We start from the raw sequence: 23,075 nt of genomic DNA on the forward strand, positions 1-23,075 counted from the left end.
AAAGTAAGTCTAATAAGAGAATACATATAACGAAATTGTATTGGAGACTACAAATGAAAATTTTCCTAAAGATGGAGTGATGCTGTATATGGAATGTTTGGGATGTAGGATCGCTAATAACATTGAACCTAATTTGAATATTGTTTATGAAAACCAACTTATTACTTGTGTGCTTGATATTGCGACCTTCAATGAAGGACATACCTTAATTCTCCCTAAAAAGCATTGCTTGGATATCGAAGATATGGAGCCAGAGACCGCTTATGCTATCATGGATGCTTCGAAAAAACTTTCAATTGTGTTGAAAAGCTTGTTTAAACCTGACGGTATAAGAATCTCTCAGGATGGAGGGAAATTTAACGATCTTACCCATTACCATATGCATCTCATTCCAAGATATGAAGGCGATGGATTTACCTGGGGCGAACCATTACACCCGCATGGAGCTGAAACACGATTAAGCTTAACCAAAGAAAAGATACTGAAGACATTAAGTGAGGAAGGATAAAAATTCTATTCCTTTAAAAGACAATCAATGTAGAAGTAAAGGAAAGTAGACAGAAGGAAGGTATCATCATTATTAACTTAGGTGAATTTGAAAAAGGGCTAAAGAAAAATAAAATTGAAAGTTGTATTGTCTACAAAGATAACTCCATATTATTTGAATATTATAGAAATCGAAAAATGAAAGATAAACAACACAAAGTAAATTCAATTACAAAGAGTGTTATGTCCGCATTGTTTGGAATTGCAATTCAGCAGGGTTATATCGAGAATGAAAACGTCCCAATATCGAATTACTTCCCTAACATTGATGATATAAAAAAAAGAATTACAATTAAACATCTGTTAACGATGTCCTCGGGGCTCAGGTGGCCTGGAAATGAAGCTATGATTCCAACAAAGAATTGGGTGAAGTTCATTCTTGAACAACCTGTTGAAACAGAGCCTGGAACGCAAATGAAATATAGCTGCGGAAATTCTCATCTACTTAGCGCAATATTACAGAAGGCAACCCAAATGAACACCGTGGTTTTTGCAAATAGAAACTTGTTTTTACCTTTAGGTATTCATGACTTTAATTGGTATGAAGATGCTCAAGGGATTGCAAAAGGCGGCTTTGGTTTGACGATGAAAATTGAAGATATGTTGAAATTCGGGGTCTTGTATATGCAAAATGGAAAATGGAATTCGGAACAATTGATTCCTGCTGAATGGATAGAAAAATCAATAACGCATAATCCTATTGCAGAATCATTGTACGGATATCATTGGTGGACAATGAACAGTAAGGAAGTCGATGGTGAAGAAGACAAAACGTTCTATGCTATGGGTATGGGAGGGCAATATATATTTGTTAATCAAAAAAGACGATTAGTTACCATATTTATAAGTAACTTATCTGATCATATCTCAAGCCCATTACAGTATTTTGAAAATTATATTTTGAATAAATAAGAGATTGATAAGTAAGTCAAAGAAGGCTTGCCAATTATATAACTCTAGAATGGATAGTTTTAGTTTATAACTTTTTAATTAAGGAGTTGTTGTATTGTCACATATAGATAAACTAGTTACTCAAGTTCTATTGGTCGTTAAAACTTTTGGATTAGAAGAAATTACACCTGTTATTCTAAGTAATGGAGGCAATCTGATTATTCATTTGGCTCCCTATCCCATTGTTGCCCGATTAGCCAATGTTATTTCACAGGAAGAAGCAAATATCGTATACAAGAGACTTAATCGTGAATTAAAAGTAGCACATCACCTTCAAATCAAGAACGTTCTCGTGATGTTACCTACTGAACTTATTGATGCAGGACCCCACAATGTTAATGAGACATGGATGACGCTTTGGAACTATGTACCTCCTATCGAGTTACAACGACCATCACCAAGTGAAAGCGTTGAACTCGTAAATAACCTTTCCATAGCAATGAAGGACTTTCTTGAAGAACTTCCTGTGCTTGGTGTTTGGGAACGGACTCGTCGATCGGCTGAGAGATTGATGAAGAACTCTGACCCACGTATACAATCCTTACTTGAAATGTTTCATGAAGTAGATAAAAAGATGGTATTAGAAACAAGTGTTTTAATACCATCCCATGGAGATGCCCACGTTGGAAATTTACTTCCAAGTGCGGAAGGCTGGATCTGGACGGACTTTGAGAGGATGTATCATTGATGCCCGCTTACTGGGACCTAGCATCATTTGTAGGTAATCTCGCCTTGTTTAATGGATTTCAAGATCCGACTTTTAGTTACATGTTGAGTAATAAAAAGGTTATTACGGATCCGAAAGCGTTTACTTTCGCCCTGACCGCCCGCATATTGATGTCTACACTCGGCAATCTAGATTACGCTTTAGAAGGTTATGGTAATTTGGAATTTGCTACTCAACAACTAGAACTCGCGGGTGATTTCATTAGTCAATTAGACCAAATTACTTGAAATTTATGATAAATGAAACGATTGAAAATTTGCTCCATTAATTAAATCTCCAACAAGGTTTACTTTAATCCCAATTTCGTAAAACCACTGATCGCTCTTTTAATTTTTTGTAATCATAATAATTGCCATCGACCATATTGTTAAACTGAAACTAAGAGAAATAAATATTCTCCTTGCTTGAGGCTGTTTTCCATCAAGTAAAAAGTAAAAAGAAATGTAAAGAAAAATAGGCAAAAGACATAATGCAAAAACGACTGCTGCGTTTACCAAAAAAATCATCCTTATCTAATTAGAATAAAGAGGTAATAGTACAGGAATTCCCTTTAAGAGTCCATGATAAATATGGAAAGGTAATTATAAAAAATAGATTACATAAGGAAACGAACCAGATGGAGATGGAGACGCTGCAACATTGGCGCTGATTAATTAATTAGTAATTATGTATATGGAGAAGTGCAGGAAATTGATAGTGCTAGTAAAAAGTAAGAGAAGGTGGTGATTCTCCATATGAAGAAATTCGTTGTTACTTTCTTGTTAGTACCCCTATTATTAAGCGGATGTTCATTAAATGAAGAATCCAGCAGTGAAGGCAGGCCAGACTCAACCAATGAGGAGGCTACTAGTCCTACAAATGCTACCATTATAACAGGATATATTATTGATAAAGAAAAAGAGCGGCTACTTGTTGTTGAAGGATTAGATGAGTCAGAATTTGATATCACTCAGCAGACAGTGGAGGAAATATTAACAATTGCTGATCCAAATGCAACTTGGGTTTCAATCGGAGATAATGAATACAATGACTTTAGCATCGGTGAACAAGTTAAGATCACAGTAGATGGGGGAGTAAACACATCGTTTCCTGCGCAAGCATCTGCTAAGAAAATTGAAAAAGTTAAATAAACTTTTTTGGGCATAAATTGTTGCGAAGTCTTTTTTCGCCTGGTCTATGATTTTATTTGAGAGGAGGGAATAGATGGAGTGGCTTGAGCGGATGAATCGTGAGGTAGACTATATTGAAGCAAATCTGGCAGGAGAGATCAAAATGAGCGAGGTGGCTCGCGTGGCCTGCAGCTCATCTTACCAGTTCCAGAGAATGTTTTCATTCATCACAGAAGTTACATTAGCCGAATACATTCGGCGGAGACGGTTGACGCTTGCGGCGCTGGAACTTCAGCAGGACGGAACAGCAAAGGTGATCGATATCGCGGTAAAATATGGATATGAATCACCAGTCTCATTTGCGAGAGCTTTTCAATCACTACATGGCATCACACCTGCAATGGCACGTCACGATGGGATTGAGATGAAAGCCTATCCGCGTCTTTCCTTCCTTATCACAATTAAAGGGGCAGAGGCAATGAATTATCGGATCGAGACAAAGGAAAGTTATGAAGTGTTTGGCATTGAAGGTATTTTCCGTATCGAAGGGGATGGTGATGCACCGCAAACGCCGGCTAAGTTGTGGGAGCAGAGCCATGCGAACGGAGATGTAAAGCGATTAGAATCTTGTGCAGGAGAACTACCGATGTTTGTTAGTAGAGATCTTCATTCGGTGCATGCCTTATGTAGTTACCGTAAGACGGGACCGGACACTTTTCCATACATGCTGTGCGCATTTAAAGATGAATCTAGCAACACGGAAGGGTATACCTCAGTAACTATTCCCGCGCTGACTTGGGCCATCTTTCCGTCAGATCCACATCCGTGGGACCAGTTTAATGAAACGATTGAGAAACTGTACCACCGTTTTTACACTGAATGGCTGCCGTCCGCAGGCTATGAGCAAGTTAAGGGAATGGAGTTTGAAATGTACGGTGAAAAAAATGGTCTTAACTATATCGAGCTATGGTTTGCGGTTCGTAAGGTGTAATTGAGGAACAGATGAAATGAGACGGATCATTCGTAGGATACTTTGCCTAGAAAGTTTCGAGCAGCCGCCTATTGGTAGTCACTAAATGATCCGGTGCGGGGATGGATTTGCAAGATGGATTTCGAAAAGGGATTAAGGATTATGCCCCTTCGGGGTCCGCTTTTTACCTAGATGATAGGAGCAAACTGCTGAAAATTAAAATGAATGAGGTGCATAATGGATTACAAGATTATTCAAAGTGCAAAAGAATTGTCAGAAAGAGTAATTCGCCAAGCAGGCCTGATTTCAAAAGAGAAATTTGATCATTTTGTAGAGCTTAGATCCAAAGATGAATTTGGAGATGTGGTTACTGAAGTAGACTACATAACGGAAGAAATTATAATCAAACAAATTGTTGCTGAATTTCCAAAACATCAGATTCACAGTGAAGAAGCAGGGATCATTGGTTCGGAAAGCGATTGGTTATGGTTAATCGATCCGTTAGATGGAACCAATAATTTTGCAATTGGCCTGCCCATTTTTACTACATCAATTACCTTAATGTACAAAAGAGAGCCTGTTCTTGGCGTGGTTTATGAACCATTAACAGATCGATTGTTTGTATCCGTCATAGGTAAAGGAACAACTTGCAATAATCGTCCAATCCAAATGAGTGCTATCTCAAATATATTTAAAGGAAATATAGGCTGGATTCAAGGTCATAAAGTGCAAAACGAGAGTAAGGCAGTCCATTTAAGACAATTCATTGATGTCAGGTTTAAGCGGATGATGAGGTTGTGGGCACCCACACTTCAATGGTGCATGCTTGCAAAGGGAGACATAGATGGAATTGTTCTTTACAATTCAGAAGGGGACGATCTGTATTCCGGCATCTTAATGGTAAAGGAAGCTGGAGGAATCGTAGTCGATTTTGATGGGAATCCATTTGTCGGCATGAATGAAGAACCATATATCATTGCTTGTCACCCAGATCATAAACAAGAACTATTAAGAATAGTAAGGGATGGGTTAAATTCATTCGAAAAAGGAACGGATATCGTTATTGGATAATAGAGTTTAATCAAAACGATTAAGAAAAAACGTAAAAGTCATATTGATCTAAAAAGAGGAGGCTCATATCATATGGGATATGTTGAATCGCTGAGAGAAATCGTTGGTAATACACCGTTAATTTTGGTTAGACCGAGTATACTGATCCTGAATAAGACGGGTGAGATTTTACTTGTCCGGTATCAAGATAACACATGGGGTGTGCCGGGAGGATTAATGGAACTAGGGGAATCAGTAGAGGAGTGCGCCAAGAGAGAAGTGGAAGAAGAAATCGGGTTACAAATAAAGAATCTTACATTGTTCGGTGTATTTTCAGGGAAGGAATTATATACAAAACTAAGAAATGGACATGAATATTACAATATTATTATTGGATATATCTGTACGGACTATGAAGGAGAAATTAAACCCGACGGAGCTGAAGTATTAGAAGCGAAATTCTATAACCTAGCGGCATTGCCTGATAGAATAGACCCATTTATAAAGAGCAAGATGAGTGAGTACGTAGGAAAAATTCAGAATATATTGAAATCGAAATGTTAGATAATGTCCAAAGTTTTCGTATGAATAGATGGTGACTTTATACATTTGTTATTCTCGTATATAGCGCTGGTTACTGATACTTCAACGATCATAGCAGTTATGTTTTTGATTCTTTTAGTACAGTAAATCATCGCTTCTTTTAATTTCTCATCGTTTAATCTATTTGCTATGGTACAGTGAGGTACCCAGTTATTAGGAAGATAGGGGGACTCAGCATTCAGTCGATAGTTTTCAAAAAAACGGTGATGATTAGCATGGAACGTTAAAAGTTCTATGGAAGGAACAGGGGAAAAGAATAAAATCCCTGTATTCAAAAATGTCCCTATTGAGTTCATCGTGATTGAAAGTTGTTTTTTAGATTCATAAAAGCAGTCAAAATCGCTTATGAATTGATCGATATCTATGTCAGAATCATAACCTGCGATCGTAATATGAGGTCGTCTATCTTGTACTTCTTCTGCATATTTGGAAATGGCATGATCGCTCAGCTCTTTCCAAACTTGCTTTATATAGAGCTCTGTATCCTGGTCAAAATGAGCAACTACACCGTACATCCCTATACCCCCTCAATACTACAATTCCTGCAATAAAGGAGTATTCAACAGCTCCACATAGCAATCCTGCCCGTTTAAAATGATAAGCAGAAAGACGAGGTTTGGCGTTCGTGTCGATCTTATTACCTGGAGTATAAAATCAAACTAAATCGAAAAACTAACCGTTAATCCTAATAAGAACCAAAACTTTCCTTAAGAAAAGACGGGAGACATAGATATCAATGAGTGAAGAATTTAATCATATTATCAATAAAAAATACCAAATCAAAATACTTAAAGCGGAGTACATACAAGTAACTTATAGTATTTTTTTAACTATTATGGTAGTGTTCACTTTTGGAATAAATGACTTATTAGGTGCTTTTTTTGTTGTTTTCGTACCTTTATATACCTTACTAAATATAGTGATGCTGTTAATGAAGATTTTAAGAAAAAATAATGAGCTGCAAATTAAAGAAGATGGAATTCAAATCAATCACATTGAAATACCAAAACAGAAAATCGAAAAGATTATCATCCAAGGCTATTTTGTACAGAGTGTCGGTATTAAGCTATATGGCAGAAAATTTGTTCCAATGAAGTTCCATTTTAGATTCAAGGCTCATGAAGAAGTTAGCATAGAAGAATTAAAACAGTGGGCGAGTATGAACCAGATAAAAGTAACTAGCGGGAAAATCTATAGACTGATCTAAATATCACTGGTATCAGATAACATAAGCCGTGATTACGGAACGAAATAAGAAATCTTCGCAGATACTAATGTAAAGGAGAATTTTGATGCTGAATCCAAAACCAGTAATTATTGAAGAATACAATGCAGAATGGCCAAAAGCATTCAAACAAATAGAATCAGCAATATCTGACGAAATGGATGATCTAGTAATACGAATCGAACATGTGGGAAGCACTTCAGTACCGGGTCTTGCAGCTAAGCCAATTATTGATATTGATGTAGTAATTAAATCTATGGACTACCTGCCAAAAATAATCAAAAAGTTAGATGTACTAGGATATCTACATGAAGGTGATCTAGGTATTAAGAATAGAGAAGCATTCGCAAGAAGAGATATTTATGTACCCTACAGTAGTGAAGGTAATGAGAAGTATGAACATCATTTATATGTATGCGATGAAGAAAGTGAAGAACTAAATAGGCATATTATATTTCGAGATACATTAAAAAATAATCCTCTACTAGTTTCTGAATATGCAAATTTAAAAATCAAACTGTCCAATAAATATACAAATAATCGCAAAGCTTATACCGAAGGTAAGACTGAGTTTGTAACGAAGGTAATGAAGGAATATGTTACGCCATATACCAAAGGAAGATTAGATGATTAAAGGAATTTTATTTGATTTAGATGGAACTTTGCTGGATCGGGATACGTCTTTACTTCGTTTTCTTGAAAACCAGTATGATCGTATTCATGCTTTTCATAAAGTTGAAAAACATATTTTTATAGAAAGATTTGTTCAACTGGATCAAAAAGGATATGTATGGAAAGATAAAGTTTATCAACAGCTCATAGAAGAAATAGGAATAGATTTAAGCTGGCAAGAATTATTAGAGGATTACGTAGAATCATTTCAAAATCATTGCATTGGTTTTTCAGGGCTATTTGAAATACTTGATTTCTTAAAAGAAAAGAACCTGAAGCTAGGTATTATTTCAAATGGGTATAGTCGTTTCCAGATGAATAATATTACAGGACTTAAGATTGGTCATTATTTTGACGAGATATTAATTTCTGAAACCGAAGGGCTAAGAAAACCGGATATTAGAATTTTCAAGACAGCATTAGACCGTTTACGATTAGAACCTAAAGAATCAATATTCTTAGGAGATCATCCAATTAACGATGTTGAAGCGAGTAATAACGCTGGTATGCTAGGTATATGGAAAGTAGATGACTTTTATGGAAGACCATCAAGTGAACATAGATCAATAAAAAGCTTGTTAGAATTAAAAGATATCCTCGTAAGCATTTCGAATGGATTAATATGATAGGAGGGTTTATATGAAAACCACAGATGCATTTTCGAAATCAGTCAATCAATATATGGACTACACTAAGATGCCATGGGGACAACTATTTTATCAAACAGCGTGGCACCAGATAGATAAATTTTTTATTGAACAACCACAATCCATTTTAGATATTGGTTGTGGTTTTGGGATATCTTCTAATGAGTATGCCCTAAGAGGCAATAATGTAACTGGAATTGAACCTACCATGCATATGATGGAAATCGCAAAGCAAAACTCACAGTCAGTCAATTATATATGTGATTCATACGAGAATATGGTTGGTAAAATCGGAAAATACAACTGGATCTTTTGTCACAATGTACTTGAATACGTTGAACAGCCAAGTCATTTTTTCCAGCTTATAAGTAATTGTCAGAGTGAAAATGGATTGCTATCATTAATAGCTCATAATCCAACAGCTAAAGTAATGAAAGAAGCAATTATCAATAAAGATCCTAAGAGTGCATTAGCTACTATTGGGAATGACAAGGATTACAGTAATGTTATACAGACGGATATCACAATATATACTTATAATCAGCTTTCATCTTGGTTATCCGAATCAGGATATGAAATTGTAGGTCGTTTTGGAATACATAACCTCTATGGATATATTAAAGATAATGATATAAAACAAAGTGAAGAATGGCATAACAAAATGATAACCCTAGAATTTGAACTTAGTTCCCACAGTCCGTATAGAGATATTGCCATATTTACACACATTATCGCAAAAAAGATAATTTGAATTATCTCTTAGATATAAGTGACTTCTACTAATAACCAATTCTCACGTTCTAAGTTGTTTTACTTTGAGCCTGCAGGAGTAATCGGTGAAGTTCACACTATTATTGTGTCGAAGGATGTTTTTTGAATAAAGGAGGAATCAAGATTGTGATTAGAGACGGTGAGAAAATAGTAGAGGTAGGGAAAGTCACCTCGACGACTGTGTTCAAGGTAAGTCCGGAACAGAAGGAAATACTCGAACGTCAGTCAGAAGTAAAACTCGAAAAGGCCTATAGTGAAGCGTTGACGAAAATTCGGGAGAGATACAATCAACGTATGAATGAAATTCGGAAAAACAATAAATGAATAAGGGATGGATAAAAAAGGAGAAATAGACGGTCCTTAAAGGCCTTTCTCTATGAGTCTTAAGAGATCGTGGATACAGAAACATTATCGGAATTCAAAGCAAATTGGATTGTAGGTATATTTCAAAAAGTTAATTCTAAAGGAGCATGTGTTAATGGAAGATCAATGGACAATTGCGAAATATAATTCGGAGTGGAAGCCGACATTCCTAACACTTGCGATGAAATTAAGAAATGTACTTGGCGAAGCAGCAGATCGTATTGACCATGTTGGTTCTACTTCGATTGAAGGAATGGATGCGAAACCTATAGTCGATATTCAGATCTCAGTCACAGACTTTGATAATGAGTCATTATACCGAGAACAGATTGAGAGTTTAGGGTTTGAAATGAGAAGAGAGAATCCAGACAAGAGGAAGAAATACTTTCGTGAACTCCCTGGAGAAACTAAACTGTGGGGGAAGGGAATAGAATTCAATGCTTCACTACATATGATTGGGTATGGAGCAAAGCAGTTAGGAATTACTATTTTTTACGCAGAAACACACGAAACAAATACACGAAGTAGAAGAATGCTCGAAAAGTTAGGATTTGAAGAAATAAGTAGAATTGGTTTTGAAGAATACTTAGGTAAGAATGAACAACTTATACAGTATCGATATGATATTTTAGATCATAAGAGTCAATTAGTATTTTAAAATTCTGAAAACGAGAAAAGCAATGACCGACTGCTTTATTATAGTGGAATTATTTACAGTAGTTAAAACAACAAACAAATTTATCTATCTACATGATATATAACTAAAAGCGAAAGAAGGAACAATATGATATCAATACATAGAGCTGAATATCATCAAAAAACAACGTTACGAAACTTAATTGAATTATATAAGTATGATTTTAGTGAATTTGATCCGGAGGATGTCAATGAGAATGGACTTTATGATTATATGTATTTAGATCACTACTGGACAGAAAAAGATAGACATCCTTATTTTATTCGAGTTGAAGGACTGCTTGCTGGATTTGTTTTGATAAGAGAAGTAGGACAGATTGACAGTACAATAATTTATTCAATTGCTGAATTCTTCGTAATGAAGAAATATAGAAAACAAGGAATTGGGCAATATGTGGCAGTTGAATTATTCAATAAGTACAAAGGATTTTGGAAGGTAGCTCAGATTGAATCAAATATACCCGCTCAAATATTCTGGAGAAAGACAATTGAGAGATATACAAATAATAATTATCAAGAAATTAGAGAAGGTGATTGGGAGGGACCGATCCAAACCTTTTCAACAGTAATCAAATAAAATCGAAGATGAAAGTATATTAATATCGGTACAAAATCTAATGAAGATATTTAGTAGATTAGATCATTTAATTCATTTATTCGAATCAGGAGTAATCATGAAAAAATTTTATATTGCATCAAGCTTTAAAAATATTGAAACCGTACGCACGGTAAGCGAGCGATTGAGACAAGAGGGATTTACTCATACATATGACTGGACTATTAATAACAATGTCAATTCAATTGAAGAACTTAGAGACATAGGAAAAAAGGAAATGGATGCAGTGATGGGTTCTGATTTTATTGTGGTTTTATTTCCAGCAGGTAAAGGAAGTCATGTCGAACTTGGCATCGCACTTGGGAATGGGATTAAAGCTTATCTCTATTCACAGAATGATGAGATTAACGACTTAGACAAGACAAGTACGTTTTATCATGTAGATGGAGTTTGTAAATGCAACGGAACCGTAGAAGAATTGATTCAAACAATATTGAAAGAACAATATAGATGAAAGTTACGAAACAACGATGTTAGCCTTCCTAAATGATCTAACAATTTATTAATGCACTAGACATGTTCTAAGTAAGAATGATGATAACAATATTATATTTAGTTATGTGAGAAGAAGGAACATTACCTCTGCTTATAAGCTCTTGTGCTCGTTCTGCTCAAAACATATCGGGGAAGCTAAATTAATGACAGGTAATCTATAAGTTAACTTATATAGTTACCTGTCATTAATTCATTTAAAAAACTTTCTTTATTTAATTATATTTGCGACAAAAATCATTGATAATTAGGTATTGACACATAAATTTCATGAATATATAATAGCAATAACAAATTGGTAACGTTACCGATATCGTTACCAGAACTTTGAGGGAGGTGCAATTTCAATTTAGAAACGTGTATCCATATGAAACAGGAAAATATATCGATAAAATGTAAGCGTTTTATCAATGTGCACATCTCTTCTGATACTCCCACTCCTTACGTCTTAACACTCATAATTTCCTCAAATGAAAAACTCGCTTAGGAACGAACATAAGATTAAATCATTGCCTGATGAATTATAAAAAGGGGTGACATGATTGTCTGAACAGTTCGATTTACAAGCAGCACGAGTTCTCAAGTTAATTGACAATGATAATAAACAAGGCACTGACCAACCTCCCAAAAGATTCCGCATGTGTATCGATCAAGCTGAACACGATTCAAATACCGCAGGACTGCATGAGTTACGAGCGTCAGCAAGCGGACAATTCTCTTTAAACGGTTTGAAATATATGAAGTCTGTAATTCCGAGCGATACCTTTACCGTCGTGGACCTAAGACAGGAATGTCATGGTTTCGTAAATGGAATGGCGATTAGTTGGTACGGCCCCTATAATGATTCGAATCGAGAACTGTCGCCTCAAGCAGTGATAGAACTCGAACAACAAAACTTAAATGAACTCAAGAAGGCAGATACGGTTGAGTTCGATTATTTAGAAGGCAAATCTTTTCAACTAGAAATTCCTCTAACAGCTCCTTTGCAAGTGTATTCCGAAGCAGAACTTACCTCCTTAGAAGATATTGGATATATTCGTTTTTGCGTAACAGATCACCATAGACCACCGGATGTGATAGTAGATGAGTTTATTTCTTTTGTGAAAGCGCTATCTCCTAGCGAATGGCTTCACTTTCACTGCCGCGGTGGTGTAGGTAGAGCCACCTCATTTATCTTAATGTATGACATGATCCGGAATGCTCATCAAGTAAGCTTAGAAGATATACTGCAGCGTCAGCAAAAGATTGGTGGCAGAGATATGTATCGCTTAAATCCGGAGCAAGGAGAACATATTCGTAAAGCTGCGCTGGACAGATTAGACTTTATTCATACATTTTATGACTATTGTGCGAGTAGGCAAGGAGACTATGAAATGTCTTGGCAGGATTGGCTGCAAACTCAGCAAGCTTCCAACTAGCGACTTATTGAATTGATATGAACCTTAGGGAGGTTATACATGAAATGAGTAACAGAAAATGGCTGAAAATGTTCATCCTTTCGGTGTCTATGGTAACGGTATTAGCTGGTTGCGGAGAAGCTGAATCAACCAAAGTAGGTGCGAGTGCGAACTGGGCAGCTGAACAAGGACTTGATAAAACAGAAACGGTCGATGAGTTGTATGCCAAAGCGAAAGAGGAAGGCAAGGTCGTTATTTATTCACAATCAAGCCGGATTAAAGATGTTAAAGCATCCTTCGAAGCAGAATATCCCGGCGTGACACTTGAAGCATTTGATATGAGTACGAATGAAATCGTTGAGAAGCTTGTACGTGAGTACGAATCGAAAGTATTTAACGCAGATGTGGTATATGTCAAAGATACGCTCGGAGTCGTATCCTCTGATCTTGTTGAGCGAGGGATTTTACACGGCTACAAGCCAGCGGATATTTTAGAAACATTATCTCCAGAGTTTCAAGATTTACCAGGCATAGTGACCAATGCTACGGTTCGCACCGTTTATTACAATACAAAAGCATACAAAGAAACGCCTGTTACGAACTGGTGGCAATTAACAGAACCTGAATGGAAAACGCGAGTGCTTATTAATGATCCGCTCGAATCTTCGGATACGATGGAGTTGTTTCTCTCCATGATTCAGCACTCGGACGATATGGCGGCGGCTTATAAAGAATTATACGGAAAAGACATCGAACTCACAGAGGAAAATGCTGGTTATGAATTTATGGCCCGTTTACTGAAGAATGACCCTGTTCTAGTCAAATCGAGTGATGATGTTGTTGAAAACGTGGGTACGAGTAGTCAAGAGAAGCCTCCCATCGGTATTGGTGCATCAAGTAAATTACGTAATATTGAACAAAAGGAATTATCCATTAGCGCTAACTTTGATATGAAGCCGAAAATATCTGTGCTTGGACCTTCCTATTTATATGTAGTTGACCAAGCGAAACACACTGCAGGAGCAAAGCTGCTGATTCGGTGGATGATGGGCGAATTGGGAGGAGAAGGGGAAGGATTAAGACCTTTCAACGTATTAGGATCTTGGCCGTCCAATCCGTCTGTATCACATAAGAATCCAATCAATTTGGATCAACTAAATATATGGCAGTATGATGGCAAGTACTTCTACAACAACTCTATTAAATTCCGTGAATTTTGGATCAAAAATATTAAATAACTTATAACGTACTTGTAGAGGTTTGTTTCTGCAAAGAAGGAGTGTATGTCAAATGAGCAATACCGAATACACAACTAAGAAGCAGCAGAAGAACCAGCAACCAAAATTCAATAAAGCTCGATTTAAAAATCGATTTGTATCGTTTCTAACGAATCCGATGCATGTGATCAGCATGGTTGCGATTATCTTTCTAATCTATACCATCATTATTCCATTAATTCAGATGATATCGAGCACCGTAACTTGGAGCCATGACGATGTTCGAGCCTATTCTGAAGCTGTTCCCGGTAAATTCACTTTACATCACTGGTTCTATATGATTGCTGGTGAGATTAGTAAGAACGTTTTTTATCAGCCAATTCTGAACTCAGTAAATATTGCAATTTGGGTGTCTGTGTTATCGGCCATACTTGGGGGCACTCTAGCTTGGCTCGTTACGCGCTCAGACATTCCATTTAAAAAAACAATCGCATTTATGGCGATCATACCTTACATGCTTCCTTCCTGGATGAAATCAATGGCATGGTTGGTTATCTTCAAAAACGATCGCATTGGCGGGAGTAAAGGGTTGATTCAAGCGATATTTGGCATTAGCCCTCCAGATTGGTTGTCTTATGGATTTCTGCCGATTGTTATCGTGTTAGTAGGTCATTACTTTACATTCTTCTATCTATTGATTGCTGTTGCACTGAGTTCGATTAATAGTGGCCTCGAAGAAACAGCAGATATTCTTGGTGCCAAGCGTATTACCATTTTACGTAGGATCACCTTCCCCTTGGTATTGCCTGCGATTCTATCCGCATTTATTCTTACTTTCTCCAAATCAATGGGGACATTCGGACCAGCCGCTTTTCTAGGTTTGCCGATCAAGTATTATACGATTGCCACCATGCTTTATAGCAGCATTCGCGGTCGTATGACATCTCAGGCATATATTCTTAGTATCGTCTTGATTTTGATCGCCGCCATTACGATCTACATCAACCAGAGAGCAATTGGGAAACGAAAAGGGTACACCACCGTTGGAGGGAAAGATGCTCGTAAGTCGTTAACGCCTCTAGGACGCTGGAGAATTCCGATTTTTTCGGGAGTTATGTTCTTCATGTTCATCGCAGGAATATTCCCACTACTTATGTTATTCTTACAATCTTTCATGCTCAAAGAGGGAGTCTACACATTAAACAATTTTACAACACATTTCTGGGTTGGCGCTTCAAATCCGAATATTGCCTCGGGTGAGGTCGGTGTCCTAATGAGCGACAATATTCGTATGGCACTTAAAAACTCCTTAATCGTTGCTTTAGGTGGTGCAGCTTTATCGGCTTTCCTCGGTATTACGCTCGGCTATATCGTTGCCAAAGGCAGAAAATCGATCACTACTCGAGTCATTGAGCAGCTTACTTTTACACCATATTTGATTCCAGGTATTGCATTTGCGGCTATATATCTGTCTATCTTTGCTAAGCCAGGCTTCCTGATCCCTGCTTTATACGGTACACTCACCATCATTATATTAATTACGGTAGTGAAGGAGCTTCCGTTTGCCACCCGATCCGGAACGAGCAGTATGATGCAAATTAGTGGAGAACTGGAAGAAGCAGCGAAAATACAAGGAGCTTCGTTCTTTAAGAGATTTACGAGAATTATGCTGCCACTTACAAGAAAAGGTGTCATCAGTGCATTCTTACTCGGTTTTATCAGCGGAATGAAGGAGCTCGATTTGATTATATTATTGGTCACTCCGAAGACAGGAACACTAACGACACTTACATTTCAGTACGCTGAAAGCGGATTCCAACAATTCTCGAATGCCATAACTGTTCTGATTATCACAATCATTATCGTAACGTACTTTATTGCCACCAAGTGGGGCAAAGCAGATCTAACGAAAGGAATAGGTGGCTAAAATGAGCAGAATTGAATTAAAAAATATCAACAAATATTTTGATCATAACCATATTTTAAAAGATATAAATTTTGTTATTGAGGAAGGCGACTTCATGACGCTTTTAGGTCCTTCGGGCTGCGGGAAGACGACAACACTACGTGTGATCACAGGACTTGAAAACCCAGAAGAAGGAATCATTACCATTGGAGAAAAGGAAGTGGTCAATGGTGATAACCGGTTTTATGCCCCTGCTTCAAAACGAGGATTAAATCTTGTGTTTCAAAGCTACGCATTATGGCCGCACATGACAGTGTATGAGAATGTAGCGTTTGGCCTAACGCTTAAGAAGATGAGCAAGCAAGAAATTCGTACAAAAGTGGAAAGTGCTTTAGAAAAGATGAGAATCCATCCGTATAAAGATCGCTATCCTTCCGAATTGTCTGGTGGACAGCAGCAGCGGGTTGCGATTGCTAGAGCGATCGTAACTGAGCCTAAAATCTTGCTGCTAGACGAACCTCTATCGAATCTAGACGCTAAGTTAAGACTTGAAATGCGCGCAGAATTAAAAAGGTTACATCGCGAACTGAATACAACGATTATTTATGTAACGCATGATCAAGTGGAAGCCTTAACAATGTCTACCAAAATCGCTGTCTTCTTTGAAGGTAATTTGGTTCAGGTAGATACACCACGTGGTATTTATCGTCATCCGGCTGATTTAAGGGTAGCTGACTTTATTGGAAATCCGACGATTAATTTTGTTGATGCTTCGTGTACTTATCAAGGCGGATGTCTGTTAACCGATTCAAGCTTAGGCCGAGTTGCTATTCCTTGTGAAACACAGCATACAGGGGAGGTGGTGCTAGCGATTTACCCGGAGGATATCACGATAAATTCAGAGCAAGTGCAAGATGCTATTAGATGCAGTGTATCATCCGTACTCCCAGCAGGATCAGAAACACTTGTTCAGTTAACATTTGATGATACCACAACAGTATTAGTCAAATATATGGGGGAGACGGACTACGAGATTGGGAGTCATGTTTGGATTACGTTCCCGAAAGAAAAGGTCAATGTATATGACAAAGCAAGCCAACAGCTGATCACAATTACACATAACAAAGAATCAGCAAAACCAACACGTTTAACAGCAGCAGTGAACTTATAATTTGAGGAGGTATTCTACGATGTTATCTCTAAAAAAATCGCTAGTGTTCCTTACGAGCGCGGCTCTTTTGTTACAAGTATCTTCGGTAGCCATCGCAGCTGAAGAAGAGATTGAATATGTTCCCTTGCAAGAAGAGGTTCTCAATCCTCTAGGTGCCGCTTCGGTATGGGATGCCAGTACCCAGTCGATTTTGTTCAAATTACGCAATGGACTAACAGGAAAAGTCACGGTTGGCAGCGATAAATACGAACTGGGTACACAAGTGGGCAGCTTTCCCGCCTCTGTTCAATTGGATGGAACAACAGCAATGATTCCCGAGGATGAGGATTTTATTAAGACTGTCAATTTACAGAATGCCAGTGCCAATATTTTAGATATTGCGCATCAGCCACCTGCATCAACCATTAAAGTGAAAGCAACGCTAGAGACAGAGGCTTCTGAACAAAAGGGAGATTCGATTGATGATCCTTCGGTATGGATTCACCCAGAGAACGGGAACAAAAGTTTAATTATTGGTGCCAACAAGAAAGCCAATCCTGGTGGAATTGAAGTTTATAACTTGGAAGGTAAACGGATTGGAGCCTACGGTGTTGGTAAAATGAATAATGTCGATGTAAGGTACAACTTTAAGCTGAATGGAAAAAAGGTGGATATCGCTGCATCAACCAATCGTACGACGAATACGATCAATATTTTCGTGATCAATCCACAAACCAGTGAACTGACGGAAGTTACGGGAAATTACCTGGAATCGAACATGGAAGAAGTGTATGGATTTAGCTTATATCAAAGCCAACGCTCCGGCAAAATGTACGGTCTTATCACCGGTAAAGAGGGTGAGTTCGAACAATGGGAATTATACGATAACGGGAATGGCAAGGTGGATGGCAAGCTTGTTCGTGAATTAAAAATAGGCAGCGTGACAGAAGGAATTGTAGCCGATGATGAGTATGGAAAATTTTATGTAGCAGAAGAGAATGTTGCGATTTGGAAATACGATGCTGAACCAAGCGGTGGACTTCTTCCTGAAGCAAAAATAGATACAGTTGATGGCATTCGACTTACCGAAGATGTGGAAGGAGTAACGATTTACTATGCAAAAGATGGCGAAGGATACTTAATTGCTTCCAGCCAAGGAAGTGATCGTTACGTTATTTATGATCGGAAGAGCGGGAAATACGTTACGACCTTCATGATTGAGGATGGAGTTATCGATGGAACCTCTGAGACGGATGGAATCGATGTACAATCATTTGGCCTTGGTGACGAATATCCCGATGGTATTTTTATTACGCAAGACAACACGAATGTTGAGCCTGATGGCAGTATAGCGAATCAGAATTTTAAAATTGTACCTTGGGAAGATATAGCTGAAGGTGCCAAGAAAAAGCTGAAGATAGAAAATCAAAATCCACGCCAATTGAAAGCGAGAAAATAGGTAAATAACACTTGAAATTTAAAATTTGCTAATTTACAATAGTTGGTAACGTTTCCGGTAACGTTACCAACCAAGATTTAAGGAGTGGAGACCAATCGCAACGATCAAAGATGTCGCTAAAAAATTAGGTGTTTCTGTCTCAACTGTATCTAGAGCGATCAATAATCATCCCGATATTCGTCCAAAAACGAAACAAGAAGTTCTTGAGGCGATGAAGGAATTAAATTATACACCAAACGCAGTCGCAAGAAGCTTGATCCAACGAAAGTCTTTCACCATTGGATTAATGCTGCCAGATATTACAGATCCATTCCTTTCATCAATGGCTCAGGGAATTGAGGAGGTCATATCCGATAGTGGTTATCATCTGGTCTATGGGAACACATCGCGAATCCGTGAAAAAGAAGAAAGTTTCTTACTGAGTGCGGCGCAAAGGAAACTAGATGGCCTAATTATTACTTCGGATTATATGGACGGAGAAATGATGCAGGTACTTCGAAATTTAGAGATACCTATTGTATTCCTACGCAGGAGACCACCAGCAGAGCTCGATATGCCGTTCGTGGATGTAGATCACTACAAAGGTTCATGTAGAGCAGTGGAATATTTGCTATCCCTTCATCATCGTCATATAGGATTCATCGGGATGCCTGACTTCTCTTATACCGGTCGTGAACGCTATCGTGCTTTTTGCGACACCATGCAAAAAAATAACATTCCCATTGCTGAGGGCGCAACCATCTTTGGGGAAAGATCCTATCAAAGCGGATATGAATCTATGCGCGATCTTACAGCATCCTATCCAGAGATGACGGCCGTCTTTGCAGCAAACGATATTCTAGCTATTGGAGCGTTAGAATGGTTGGCGGAACAAAATATTTCTGTACCTGATCAAATGAGCATCGTCGGTTTCGATAATCTGGAAGTGAGTAACTTACACTGGATTAAATTAACGACGGTTGCCCAGCCCCGTAAAGAAATGGGGATGAAATCAGCCGAATTGCTGATGACAATGATTCAAGAAAAAGATTCCAAGGCAGCATCTATTCTTTTTGATACCGAACTGATTATTCGTCGAACCTGTGCACCGATCAACTTATAGTTTGGGGGAAATGTCATGATCGGATTTTCAATTCAAAGTCCTGTATTTCTTGGTAATCTTAGCAACCAATCGAATCACGATTTGATAGGAAATTGTGAGAATGTTGATCAGTTCCTTGCCATTTTAAAAGAAAATGGTGTGAGATCGATTGAAATCAGAATCCTTCCTCGGCATGCGGATCATGAAGCTTACACGAATGTCATTCAGAAAATTTGGAATGCTGGACTTCAAATTACGATTCATGGACATGTAGAAGGGGAGATGGAGGGAAGCAGATTTGAAGATGTCTATCCTTCCATGCGTACCATTTTACGTCATTTTGATCGGTATCAACCTAATTTGATGATGGCGATTCATGCCTTTGATGCGAAGAAAGGATCTGAAGCCGATTTATTACGCCGTACCGTTCATTTGTTTAGGCAGTGGACGGCTATGGTAGAGTCAGAGAAACTTCCACTTCATTTTGCGCTGGAGAATAATCGCCAGAAATCATCCAAAGTAGACCCAGGTGATACAACAAGCGGAGTTATGAAAATGGTGGAGCTCATCGATAGTCCACATATGGGGATCACTTGGGATATGGGACATTATTATTCAGATTTAATTAAACCCACACACAATAACCTTCTAGAACAACCATCCATGGCACTGCCAACCCCCTTCTTCTTAGAACGAGTCATTCACACCCATATTCATGGCATTGTCAACCTTGGAACTCATCACCCGCTAACGACGATGGAAAGCCTTCCTTTAGAATTTTACGTCAAAACGTTACAAGCCTTGAACTATCAAGGTGTTTATAATTTAGAGCTTACGCTTCCTAAGTTTGAAAGCGATCGAACAATTCAGGAGCATGTTTGTGCATCGATTCAGCGTTTACGCTCCGCTGTCCAGCCATCTCGTTCTCATGCATAACATGCACTACCTTTGAAAGGAGAACTGAGCCTGCATGCCAACGTCAAGTATTTGGGTGATCACACCCTGGGAACTAATTCTGCGCATGCTATTGGCGGCGGTCCTCGGTGGATTGATTGGTTTTGAAAGAGAATGGAGTAATCACGCAGCTGGATTTCGAACCCATATTCAAGTTTGTCTCGGTTCTGCAAGTATCATGCTGCTATCCATCTATGGTTTCTCTCAATTCGTCGATGAAGTGAATGTCAGAATTGACCCTGCTCGATTAGCTGCACAAGTAATTAGTGGCATTGGATTCCTCGGGGCAGGAGCAATACTGCGTAACGGAAATATGATTAAAGGTCTGACAACAGCTGCTAGTATATGGGTTGTCGCAGCCATCGGGTTATGTGTAGGCGCTGGATTTTTCTTAGGTGCGGTTATGTGTACACTGATCGTTCTCATTAATTTATTTGTTTTTAACAAGTGGGAACGGATATGGGTGAAGAAGCGCCGGTATCATGATATTGAAATGGTTATACAAGATCAGCCTGGTGTAGTGAGTGCAATTTTATCCAAATTTCAAGAGTACGACATCCGAATTACAGATATCAAAATGCAGCACGTGGATATCTCAGAATCAGATGAAACAGATCTAGACCGTATGAACCTCAAGTTAAATGTTCTTGCACCCCATGTAGAAACATGCCTGAGGGCATTAGAGGAAATTATGGTGATGAGCGAGGTTGACTCGATTGAAACCAGCCTGAAAAGAGAAGCGCTCAGCAAAGTGAACCATAAAGGTACGAACAATCAATCAGTATCAATGTAATTTAAAAGATCAATGTAATCAAAAGCGATTGAGGGAAGACAGGTGAACATAAAATTGAAAAATATTTTATTTGTAAGTGATCTTGATGGGACCCTACTAACCTCTTCACAAACCATTAGCCCAGAGAATGTAGAAGCAATACGTCGTTTCGAGGAACAAGGCGGATTATTCACATTGGCAACGGGACGTACGGAGCAAGCTGTTGCCAAATTTATCGAGCAACTGAACATAACAACCCCCTTAATCCTTTATAATGGTGCAAAAATTTACTGCCCTGTTACTAAGCAGGTACTCTATGAAAACAAGTTTGACATTCCCATCGCATTCTGGAATTACCTTATATCGCAATTATCTGAGAATCTAGCATTACTCGTTTATCGTAACAGTAACGTATATTCACCGCATCGGAGTGAAATATTAGAGCGCCACGAGAGCAAAGATGGTGTTGTAAGTTTAGATTTAACAGAAGATATGCTACATCAACCAATAACCAAATTGCTCCTTATTGCGGATCATCCTGAAGATTTAAAAATGATTGAGGAACAGGTACTTGCTATAGGACTTGAAGCCGAGCTTGTATATTCCGAACATAATTATCTAGAAATTTTGCCGCCTCATACTTCCAAAGGAAATACACTTCGAATTTTACTTCAACTATTACCTCACAAAGACTTATATACAATTGCAGTTGGAGATCAATTAAATGACCTTACGATCATACAGCAAGCAGATGACGGATATGCCGTTGAAAATGCTCATCCGACCTTGAAAATCCACGCTAATAAGTCAACCGTTCATCATGAAGATCACGCCATTGCTGACATTATCGAGAAACTGATGAAGCAAGAAGTATGAAATAAAACAGAGGAAGTGAATCTTTAATGGAATTCATTGCGTTAGCACAATCCTTAGCTCGCTCAGCTGGTGCATTAATTCTTTCACGAATGGGCGAACAAGTGACCGCTGAAGAAAAATCCTCTGCCTTCGATGTGGTTACCCAGGTCGATAAAGACTGCGAACAACTCATTCGCGAAGGGATCTTATCACAACATCTGGATCACGAAATTCTGGGAGAAGAGGATACGTTTCTAGCCCAGAAATCTTTAGAAGAGGTGTTGTCGGCAGTCAAGAAAGATACTTATCTATGGATTGTCGATCCGATAGATGGAACAAGTAACTTCGTTCAGGGAATTGCCGGATTTACCGTGTCTATCGCGCTTGCCTACAATGGGGAGCTGCTGTTAGGTGTGGTCTATGATCCAAGCTGTGATGAAATGTTCTCAGCAGTTAAAGGTGAAGGTGCATTTCTCAATGGAAAGCCAATTCATGTATCCAATAAGACAGGACTCCATACGAGTGTGATTGCGACGGGATTCCCATCTCAAATGGATGCAAGATTAGCAGTTTATAACGGGCTGGGTAAGCTGATTCATGAATGCAGAACCATACGTTCACTCGGATCTGCAGCTCGCCACCTTGCTTATGTGGGGGCAGGGAGACTTGATGGATTTTGGGAAAATGGACTGAAAACATGGGATGTTGCGGCGGGTGTACTGATCGTGCAAGAGGCTGGAGGGCAGGTCAGCGATACAAATGGTAATTCCTACAGCTTGAACACGCTGCATATCGTATCCACCAATGGTCTTGTTCATGAGTCTTTACTAGATTGCTTGAAATAAG

The 23,075-nt window shown here is 38.3% G+C and carries 27 protein-coding genes; 26 read left to right on the forward strand and 1 reads right to left on the reverse strand.

What is annotated here, in order from left to right; all coding sequences use genetic code 11:
* The first annotated feature begins 88 nt into the window (after window positions 1-88).
* From QPK24_RS11300 to QPK24_RS11335, 8 genes are all read left to right on the forward strand, one after another.
* Entirely contained in the window at window positions 89-508 is a 420-nt protein-coding gene (locus QPK24_RS11300; RefSeq protein ID WP_285748768.1) for an HIT family protein, read from the forward strand.
* A 125-nt stretch (window positions 509-633) separates the two neighbouring features.
* Entirely contained in the window at window positions 634-1,458 is an 825-nt protein-coding gene (locus QPK24_RS11305) for a serine hydrolase domain-containing protein (RefSeq protein WP_407083013.1), read from the forward strand.
* 94 nt (window positions 1,459-1,552) lie between these two features.
* Window positions 1,553-2,185, forward strand: a complete 633-nt coding sequence (locus tag QPK24_RS11310) for a hypothetical protein (protein WP_285748770.1) — start codon at window positions 1,553-1,555, stop codon at window positions 2,183-2,185.
* A complete protein-coding gene (locus tag QPK24_RS11315; RefSeq protein WP_285748771.1) occupies window positions 2,185-2,451 on the forward strand; it encodes a hypothetical protein in 267 nt (88 codons plus the stop codon). Before QPK24_RS11310 ends, QPK24_RS11315 begins: the two co-directional genes overlap by 1 nt.
* A 507-nt stretch (window positions 2,452-2,958) precedes the next feature.
* Window positions 2,959-3,354: a YobA family protein gene (locus tag QPK24_RS11320; RefSeq protein WP_285748772.1), complete on the forward strand. Its 396-nt coding sequence runs from the start codon at window positions 2,959-2,961 to the stop codon at window positions 3,352-3,354.
* 73 nt (window positions 3,355-3,427) lie between these two features.
* Window positions 3,428-4,324: an AraC family transcriptional regulator gene (locus QPK24_RS11325; protein WP_285748773.1), complete on the forward strand. Its 897-nt coding sequence runs from the start codon at window positions 3,428-3,430 to the stop codon at window positions 4,322-4,324.
* Window positions 4,325-4,540: 216 nt separating this feature from the next.
* Entirely contained in the window at window positions 4,541-5,374 is an 834-nt protein-coding gene (locus tag QPK24_RS11330) for an inositol monophosphatase family protein (RefSeq protein ID WP_285748774.1), read from the forward strand.
* 72 nt (window positions 5,375-5,446) lie between these two features.
* On the forward strand, window positions 5,447-5,917 hold the full coding sequence (locus QPK24_RS11335; protein ID WP_285748775.1) for an NUDIX hydrolase: 471 nt from the start codon (window positions 5,447-5,449) through the stop codon (window positions 5,915-5,917).
* Here QPK24_RS11335 and QPK24_RS11340 read toward each other — a convergent pair.
* On the reverse strand, window positions 5,914-6,471 hold the full coding sequence (locus tag QPK24_RS11340) for a 2'-5' RNA ligase family protein (RefSeq protein WP_285748776.1): 558 nt from the start codon (window positions 6,469-6,471) through the stop codon (window positions 5,914-5,916). The two genes, QPK24_RS11335 and QPK24_RS11340, sit on opposite strands and share 4 nt — an antisense overlap.
* A gap of 221 nt (window positions 6,472-6,692) precedes the next feature.
* On the opposite strand from QPK24_RS11340, the gene QPK24_RS11345 reads away from it, so the two are divergent.
* From QPK24_RS11345 to QPK24_RS11430, 18 genes are all read left to right on the forward strand, one after another.
* Window positions 6,693-7,163: a hypothetical protein gene (locus QPK24_RS11345; protein ID WP_285748777.1), complete on the forward strand. Its 471-nt coding sequence runs from the start codon at window positions 6,693-6,695 to the stop codon at window positions 7,161-7,163.
* Window positions 7,164-7,248: 85 nt separating this feature from the next.
* Entirely contained in the window at window positions 7,249-7,815 is a 567-nt protein-coding gene (locus QPK24_RS11350; RefSeq protein WP_285748778.1) for a GrpB family protein, read from the forward strand.
* On the forward strand, window positions 7,808-8,479 hold the full coding sequence (locus tag QPK24_RS11355; RefSeq protein WP_285748779.1) for an HAD family hydrolase: 672 nt from the start codon (window positions 7,808-7,810) through the stop codon (window positions 8,477-8,479). The genes QPK24_RS11350 and QPK24_RS11355 overlap by 8 nt, the downstream gene beginning before the upstream one ends.
* Window positions 8,480-8,492: 13 nt before the next feature.
* The gene (locus tag QPK24_RS11360) at window positions 8,493-9,251 is read left to right on the forward strand and encodes a methyltransferase domain-containing protein (RefSeq protein WP_285748780.1); all 759 of its coding nucleotides are present in this window, start codon (window positions 8,493-8,495) and stop codon (window positions 9,249-9,251) included.
* A 146-nt stretch (window positions 9,252-9,397) separates the two neighbouring features.
* Window positions 9,398-9,595, forward strand: coding sequence for a hypothetical protein (locus tag QPK24_RS11365; protein WP_285748781.1), 198 nt, complete (start codon window positions 9,398-9,400; stop codon window positions 9,593-9,595).
* Between the two features lie 154 nt (window positions 9,596-9,749).
* Window positions 9,750-10,292 (forward strand): bifunctional GrpB family protein/GNAT family N-acetyltransferase, encoded by a 543-nt coding sequence (locus QPK24_RS11370; protein ID WP_285748782.1) that lies wholly within the window; start codon window positions 9,750-9,752, stop codon window positions 10,290-10,292.
* A 126-nt stretch (window positions 10,293-10,418) separates the two neighbouring features.
* Window positions 10,419-10,907, forward strand: coding sequence for a GNAT family N-acetyltransferase (locus QPK24_RS11375; RefSeq protein WP_285748783.1), 489 nt, complete (start codon window positions 10,419-10,421; stop codon window positions 10,905-10,907).
* Between the two features lie 97 nt (window positions 10,908-11,004).
* Window positions 11,005-11,400, forward strand: coding sequence for a group-specific protein (locus QPK24_RS11380; RefSeq protein WP_285748784.1), 396 nt, complete (start codon window positions 11,005-11,007; stop codon window positions 11,398-11,400).
* Between the two features lie 580 nt (window positions 11,401-11,980).
* A complete protein-coding gene (locus QPK24_RS11385) occupies window positions 11,981-12,856 on the forward strand; it encodes a protein-tyrosine phosphatase family protein (RefSeq protein WP_285748785.1) in 876 nt (291 codons plus the stop codon).
* A gap of 44 nt (window positions 12,857-12,900) precedes the next feature.
* On the forward strand, window positions 12,901-14,073 hold the full coding sequence (locus QPK24_RS11390; protein ID WP_285748786.1) for an ABC transporter substrate-binding protein: 1,173 nt from the start codon (window positions 12,901-12,903) through the stop codon (window positions 14,071-14,073).
* Between the two features lie 52 nt (window positions 14,074-14,125).
* Window positions 14,126-15,979 (forward strand): ABC transporter permease, encoded by a 1,854-nt coding sequence (locus QPK24_RS11395; RefSeq protein ID WP_285748787.1) that lies wholly within the window; start codon window positions 14,126-14,128, stop codon window positions 15,977-15,979.
* Between the two features lies 1 nt (window position 15,980).
* Window positions 15,981-17,129, forward strand: a complete 1,149-nt coding sequence (locus QPK24_RS11400) for an ABC transporter ATP-binding protein (RefSeq protein ID WP_285748788.1) — start codon at window positions 15,981-15,983, stop codon at window positions 17,127-17,129.
* A 19-nt stretch (window positions 17,130-17,148) separates the two neighbouring features.
* Window positions 17,149-18,567, forward strand: coding sequence for a phytase (locus QPK24_RS11405; RefSeq protein ID WP_285748790.1), 1,419 nt, complete (start codon window positions 17,149-17,151; stop codon window positions 18,565-18,567).
* A gap of 103 nt (window positions 18,568-18,670) precedes the next feature.
* Entirely contained in the window at window positions 18,671-19,669 is a 999-nt protein-coding gene (locus tag QPK24_RS11410; RefSeq protein WP_407083014.1) for a LacI family DNA-binding transcriptional regulator, read from the forward strand.
* Between the two features lie 15 nt (window positions 19,670-19,684).
* Window positions 19,685-20,584: a sugar phosphate isomerase/epimerase family protein gene (locus QPK24_RS11415; RefSeq protein ID WP_285748793.1), complete on the forward strand. Its 900-nt coding sequence runs from the start codon at window positions 19,685-19,687 to the stop codon at window positions 20,582-20,584.
* 34 nt (window positions 20,585-20,618) lie between these two features.
* Complete coding sequence (locus QPK24_RS11420; RefSeq protein ID WP_285748795.1) at window positions 20,619-21,395, forward strand: MgtC/SapB family protein; 777 nt, start codon at window positions 20,619-20,621, stop codon at window positions 21,393-21,395.
* A gap of 54 nt (window positions 21,396-21,449) precedes the next feature.
* Window positions 21,450-22,250 carry an HAD family hydrolase gene (locus QPK24_RS11425; RefSeq protein ID WP_285748797.1) on the forward strand — a complete coding sequence of 267 codons (801 nt, stop codon included), beginning with the start codon at window positions 21,450-21,452 and terminating at the stop codon, window positions 22,248-22,250.
* Between the two features lie 26 nt (window positions 22,251-22,276).
* The gene (locus tag QPK24_RS11430) at window positions 22,277-23,074 is read left to right on the forward strand and encodes an inositol monophosphatase family protein (protein ID WP_285748799.1); all 798 of its coding nucleotides are present in this window, start codon (window positions 22,277-22,279) and stop codon (window positions 23,072-23,074) included.
* Window position 23,075 lies beyond the last annotated feature (1 nt).

The organism is Paenibacillus polygoni (assembly GCF_030263935.1).
In the GTDB taxonomy this organism is placed as follows: domain Bacteria; phylum Bacillota; class Bacilli; order Paenibacillales; family Paenibacillaceae; genus Paenibacillus; species Paenibacillus polygoni.

What these genes read in the sequence shown, in the direction of transcription:
- QPK24_RS11395 (WP_285748787.1), top strand. Translation starts at nt 14,126, where the DNA reads ATGAGCAATACCGAATACACAACTAAGAAGCAGCAGAAGAACCAGCAA.
- QPK24_RS11300 (WP_285748768.1), top strand. Translation starts at nt 89, where the DNA reads ATGGAATGTTTGGGATGTAGGATCGCTAATAACATTGAACCTAATTTG.
- QPK24_RS11325 (WP_285748773.1), top strand. Translation starts at nt 3,428, where the DNA reads ATGGAGTGGCTTGAGCGGATGAATCGTGAGGTAGACTATATTGAAGCA.
- QPK24_RS11355 (WP_285748779.1), top strand. Translation starts at nt 7,808, where the DNA reads ATGATTAAAGGAATTTTATTTGATTTAGATGGAACTTTGCTGGATCGG.
- QPK24_RS11350 (WP_285748778.1), top strand. Translation starts at nt 7,249, where the DNA reads ATGCTGAATCCAAAACCAGTAATTATTGAAGAATACAATGCAGAATGG.
- QPK24_RS11345 (WP_285748777.1), top strand. Translation starts at nt 6,693, where the DNA reads ATGAGTGAAGAATTTAATCATATTATCAATAAAAAATACCAAATCAAA.
- QPK24_RS11320 (WP_285748772.1), top strand. Translation starts at nt 2,959, where the DNA reads ATGAAGAAATTCGTTGTTACTTTCTTGTTAGTACCCCTATTATTAAGC.
- QPK24_RS11360 (WP_285748780.1), top strand. Translation starts at nt 8,493, where the DNA reads ATGAAAACCACAGATGCATTTTCGAAATCAGTCAATCAATATATGGAC.
- QPK24_RS11315 (WP_285748771.1), top strand. Translation starts at nt 2,185, where the DNA reads ATGCCCGCTTACTGGGACCTAGCATCATTTGTAGGTAATCTCGCCTTG.
- QPK24_RS11335 (WP_285748775.1), top strand. Translation starts at nt 5,447, where the DNA reads ATGGGATATGTTGAATCGCTGAGAGAAATCGTTGGTAATACACCGTTA.
- QPK24_RS11340 (WP_285748776.1), bottom strand. Translation starts at nt 6,471, where the DNA reads ATGTACGGTGTAGTTGCTCATTTTGACCAGGATACAGAGCTCTATATA.
- QPK24_RS11380 (WP_285748784.1), top strand. Translation starts at nt 11,005, where the DNA reads ATGAAAAAATTTTATATTGCATCAAGCTTTAAAAATATTGAAACCGTA.
- QPK24_RS11400 (WP_285748788.1), top strand. Translation starts at nt 15,981, where the DNA reads ATGAGCAGAATTGAATTAAAAAATATCAACAAATATTTTGATCATAAC.
- QPK24_RS11375 (WP_285748783.1), top strand. Translation starts at nt 10,419, where the DNA reads ATGATATCAATACATAGAGCTGAATATCATCAAAAAACAACGTTACGA.
- QPK24_RS11415 (WP_285748793.1), top strand. Translation starts at nt 19,685, where the DNA reads ATGATCGGATTTTCAATTCAAAGTCCTGTATTTCTTGGTAATCTTAGC.
- QPK24_RS11390 (WP_285748786.1), top strand. Translation starts at nt 12,901, where the DNA reads ATGAGTAACAGAAAATGGCTGAAAATGTTCATCCTTTCGGTGTCTATG.
- QPK24_RS11405 (WP_285748790.1), top strand. Translation starts at nt 17,149, where the DNA reads ATGTTATCTCTAAAAAAATCGCTAGTGTTCCTTACGAGCGCGGCTCTT.
- QPK24_RS11330 (WP_285748774.1), top strand. Translation starts at nt 4,541, where the DNA reads ATGGATTACAAGATTATTCAAAGTGCAAAAGAATTGTCAGAAAGAGTA.
- QPK24_RS11420 (WP_285748795.1), top strand. Translation starts at nt 20,619, where the DNA reads ATGCCAACGTCAAGTATTTGGGTGATCACACCCTGGGAACTAATTCTG.
- QPK24_RS11370 (WP_285748782.1), top strand. Translation starts at nt 9,750, where the DNA reads ATGGAAGATCAATGGACAATTGCGAAATATAATTCGGAGTGGAAGCCG.
- QPK24_RS11430 (WP_285748799.1), top strand. Translation starts at nt 22,277, where the DNA reads ATGGAATTCATTGCGTTAGCACAATCCTTAGCTCGCTCAGCTGGTGCA.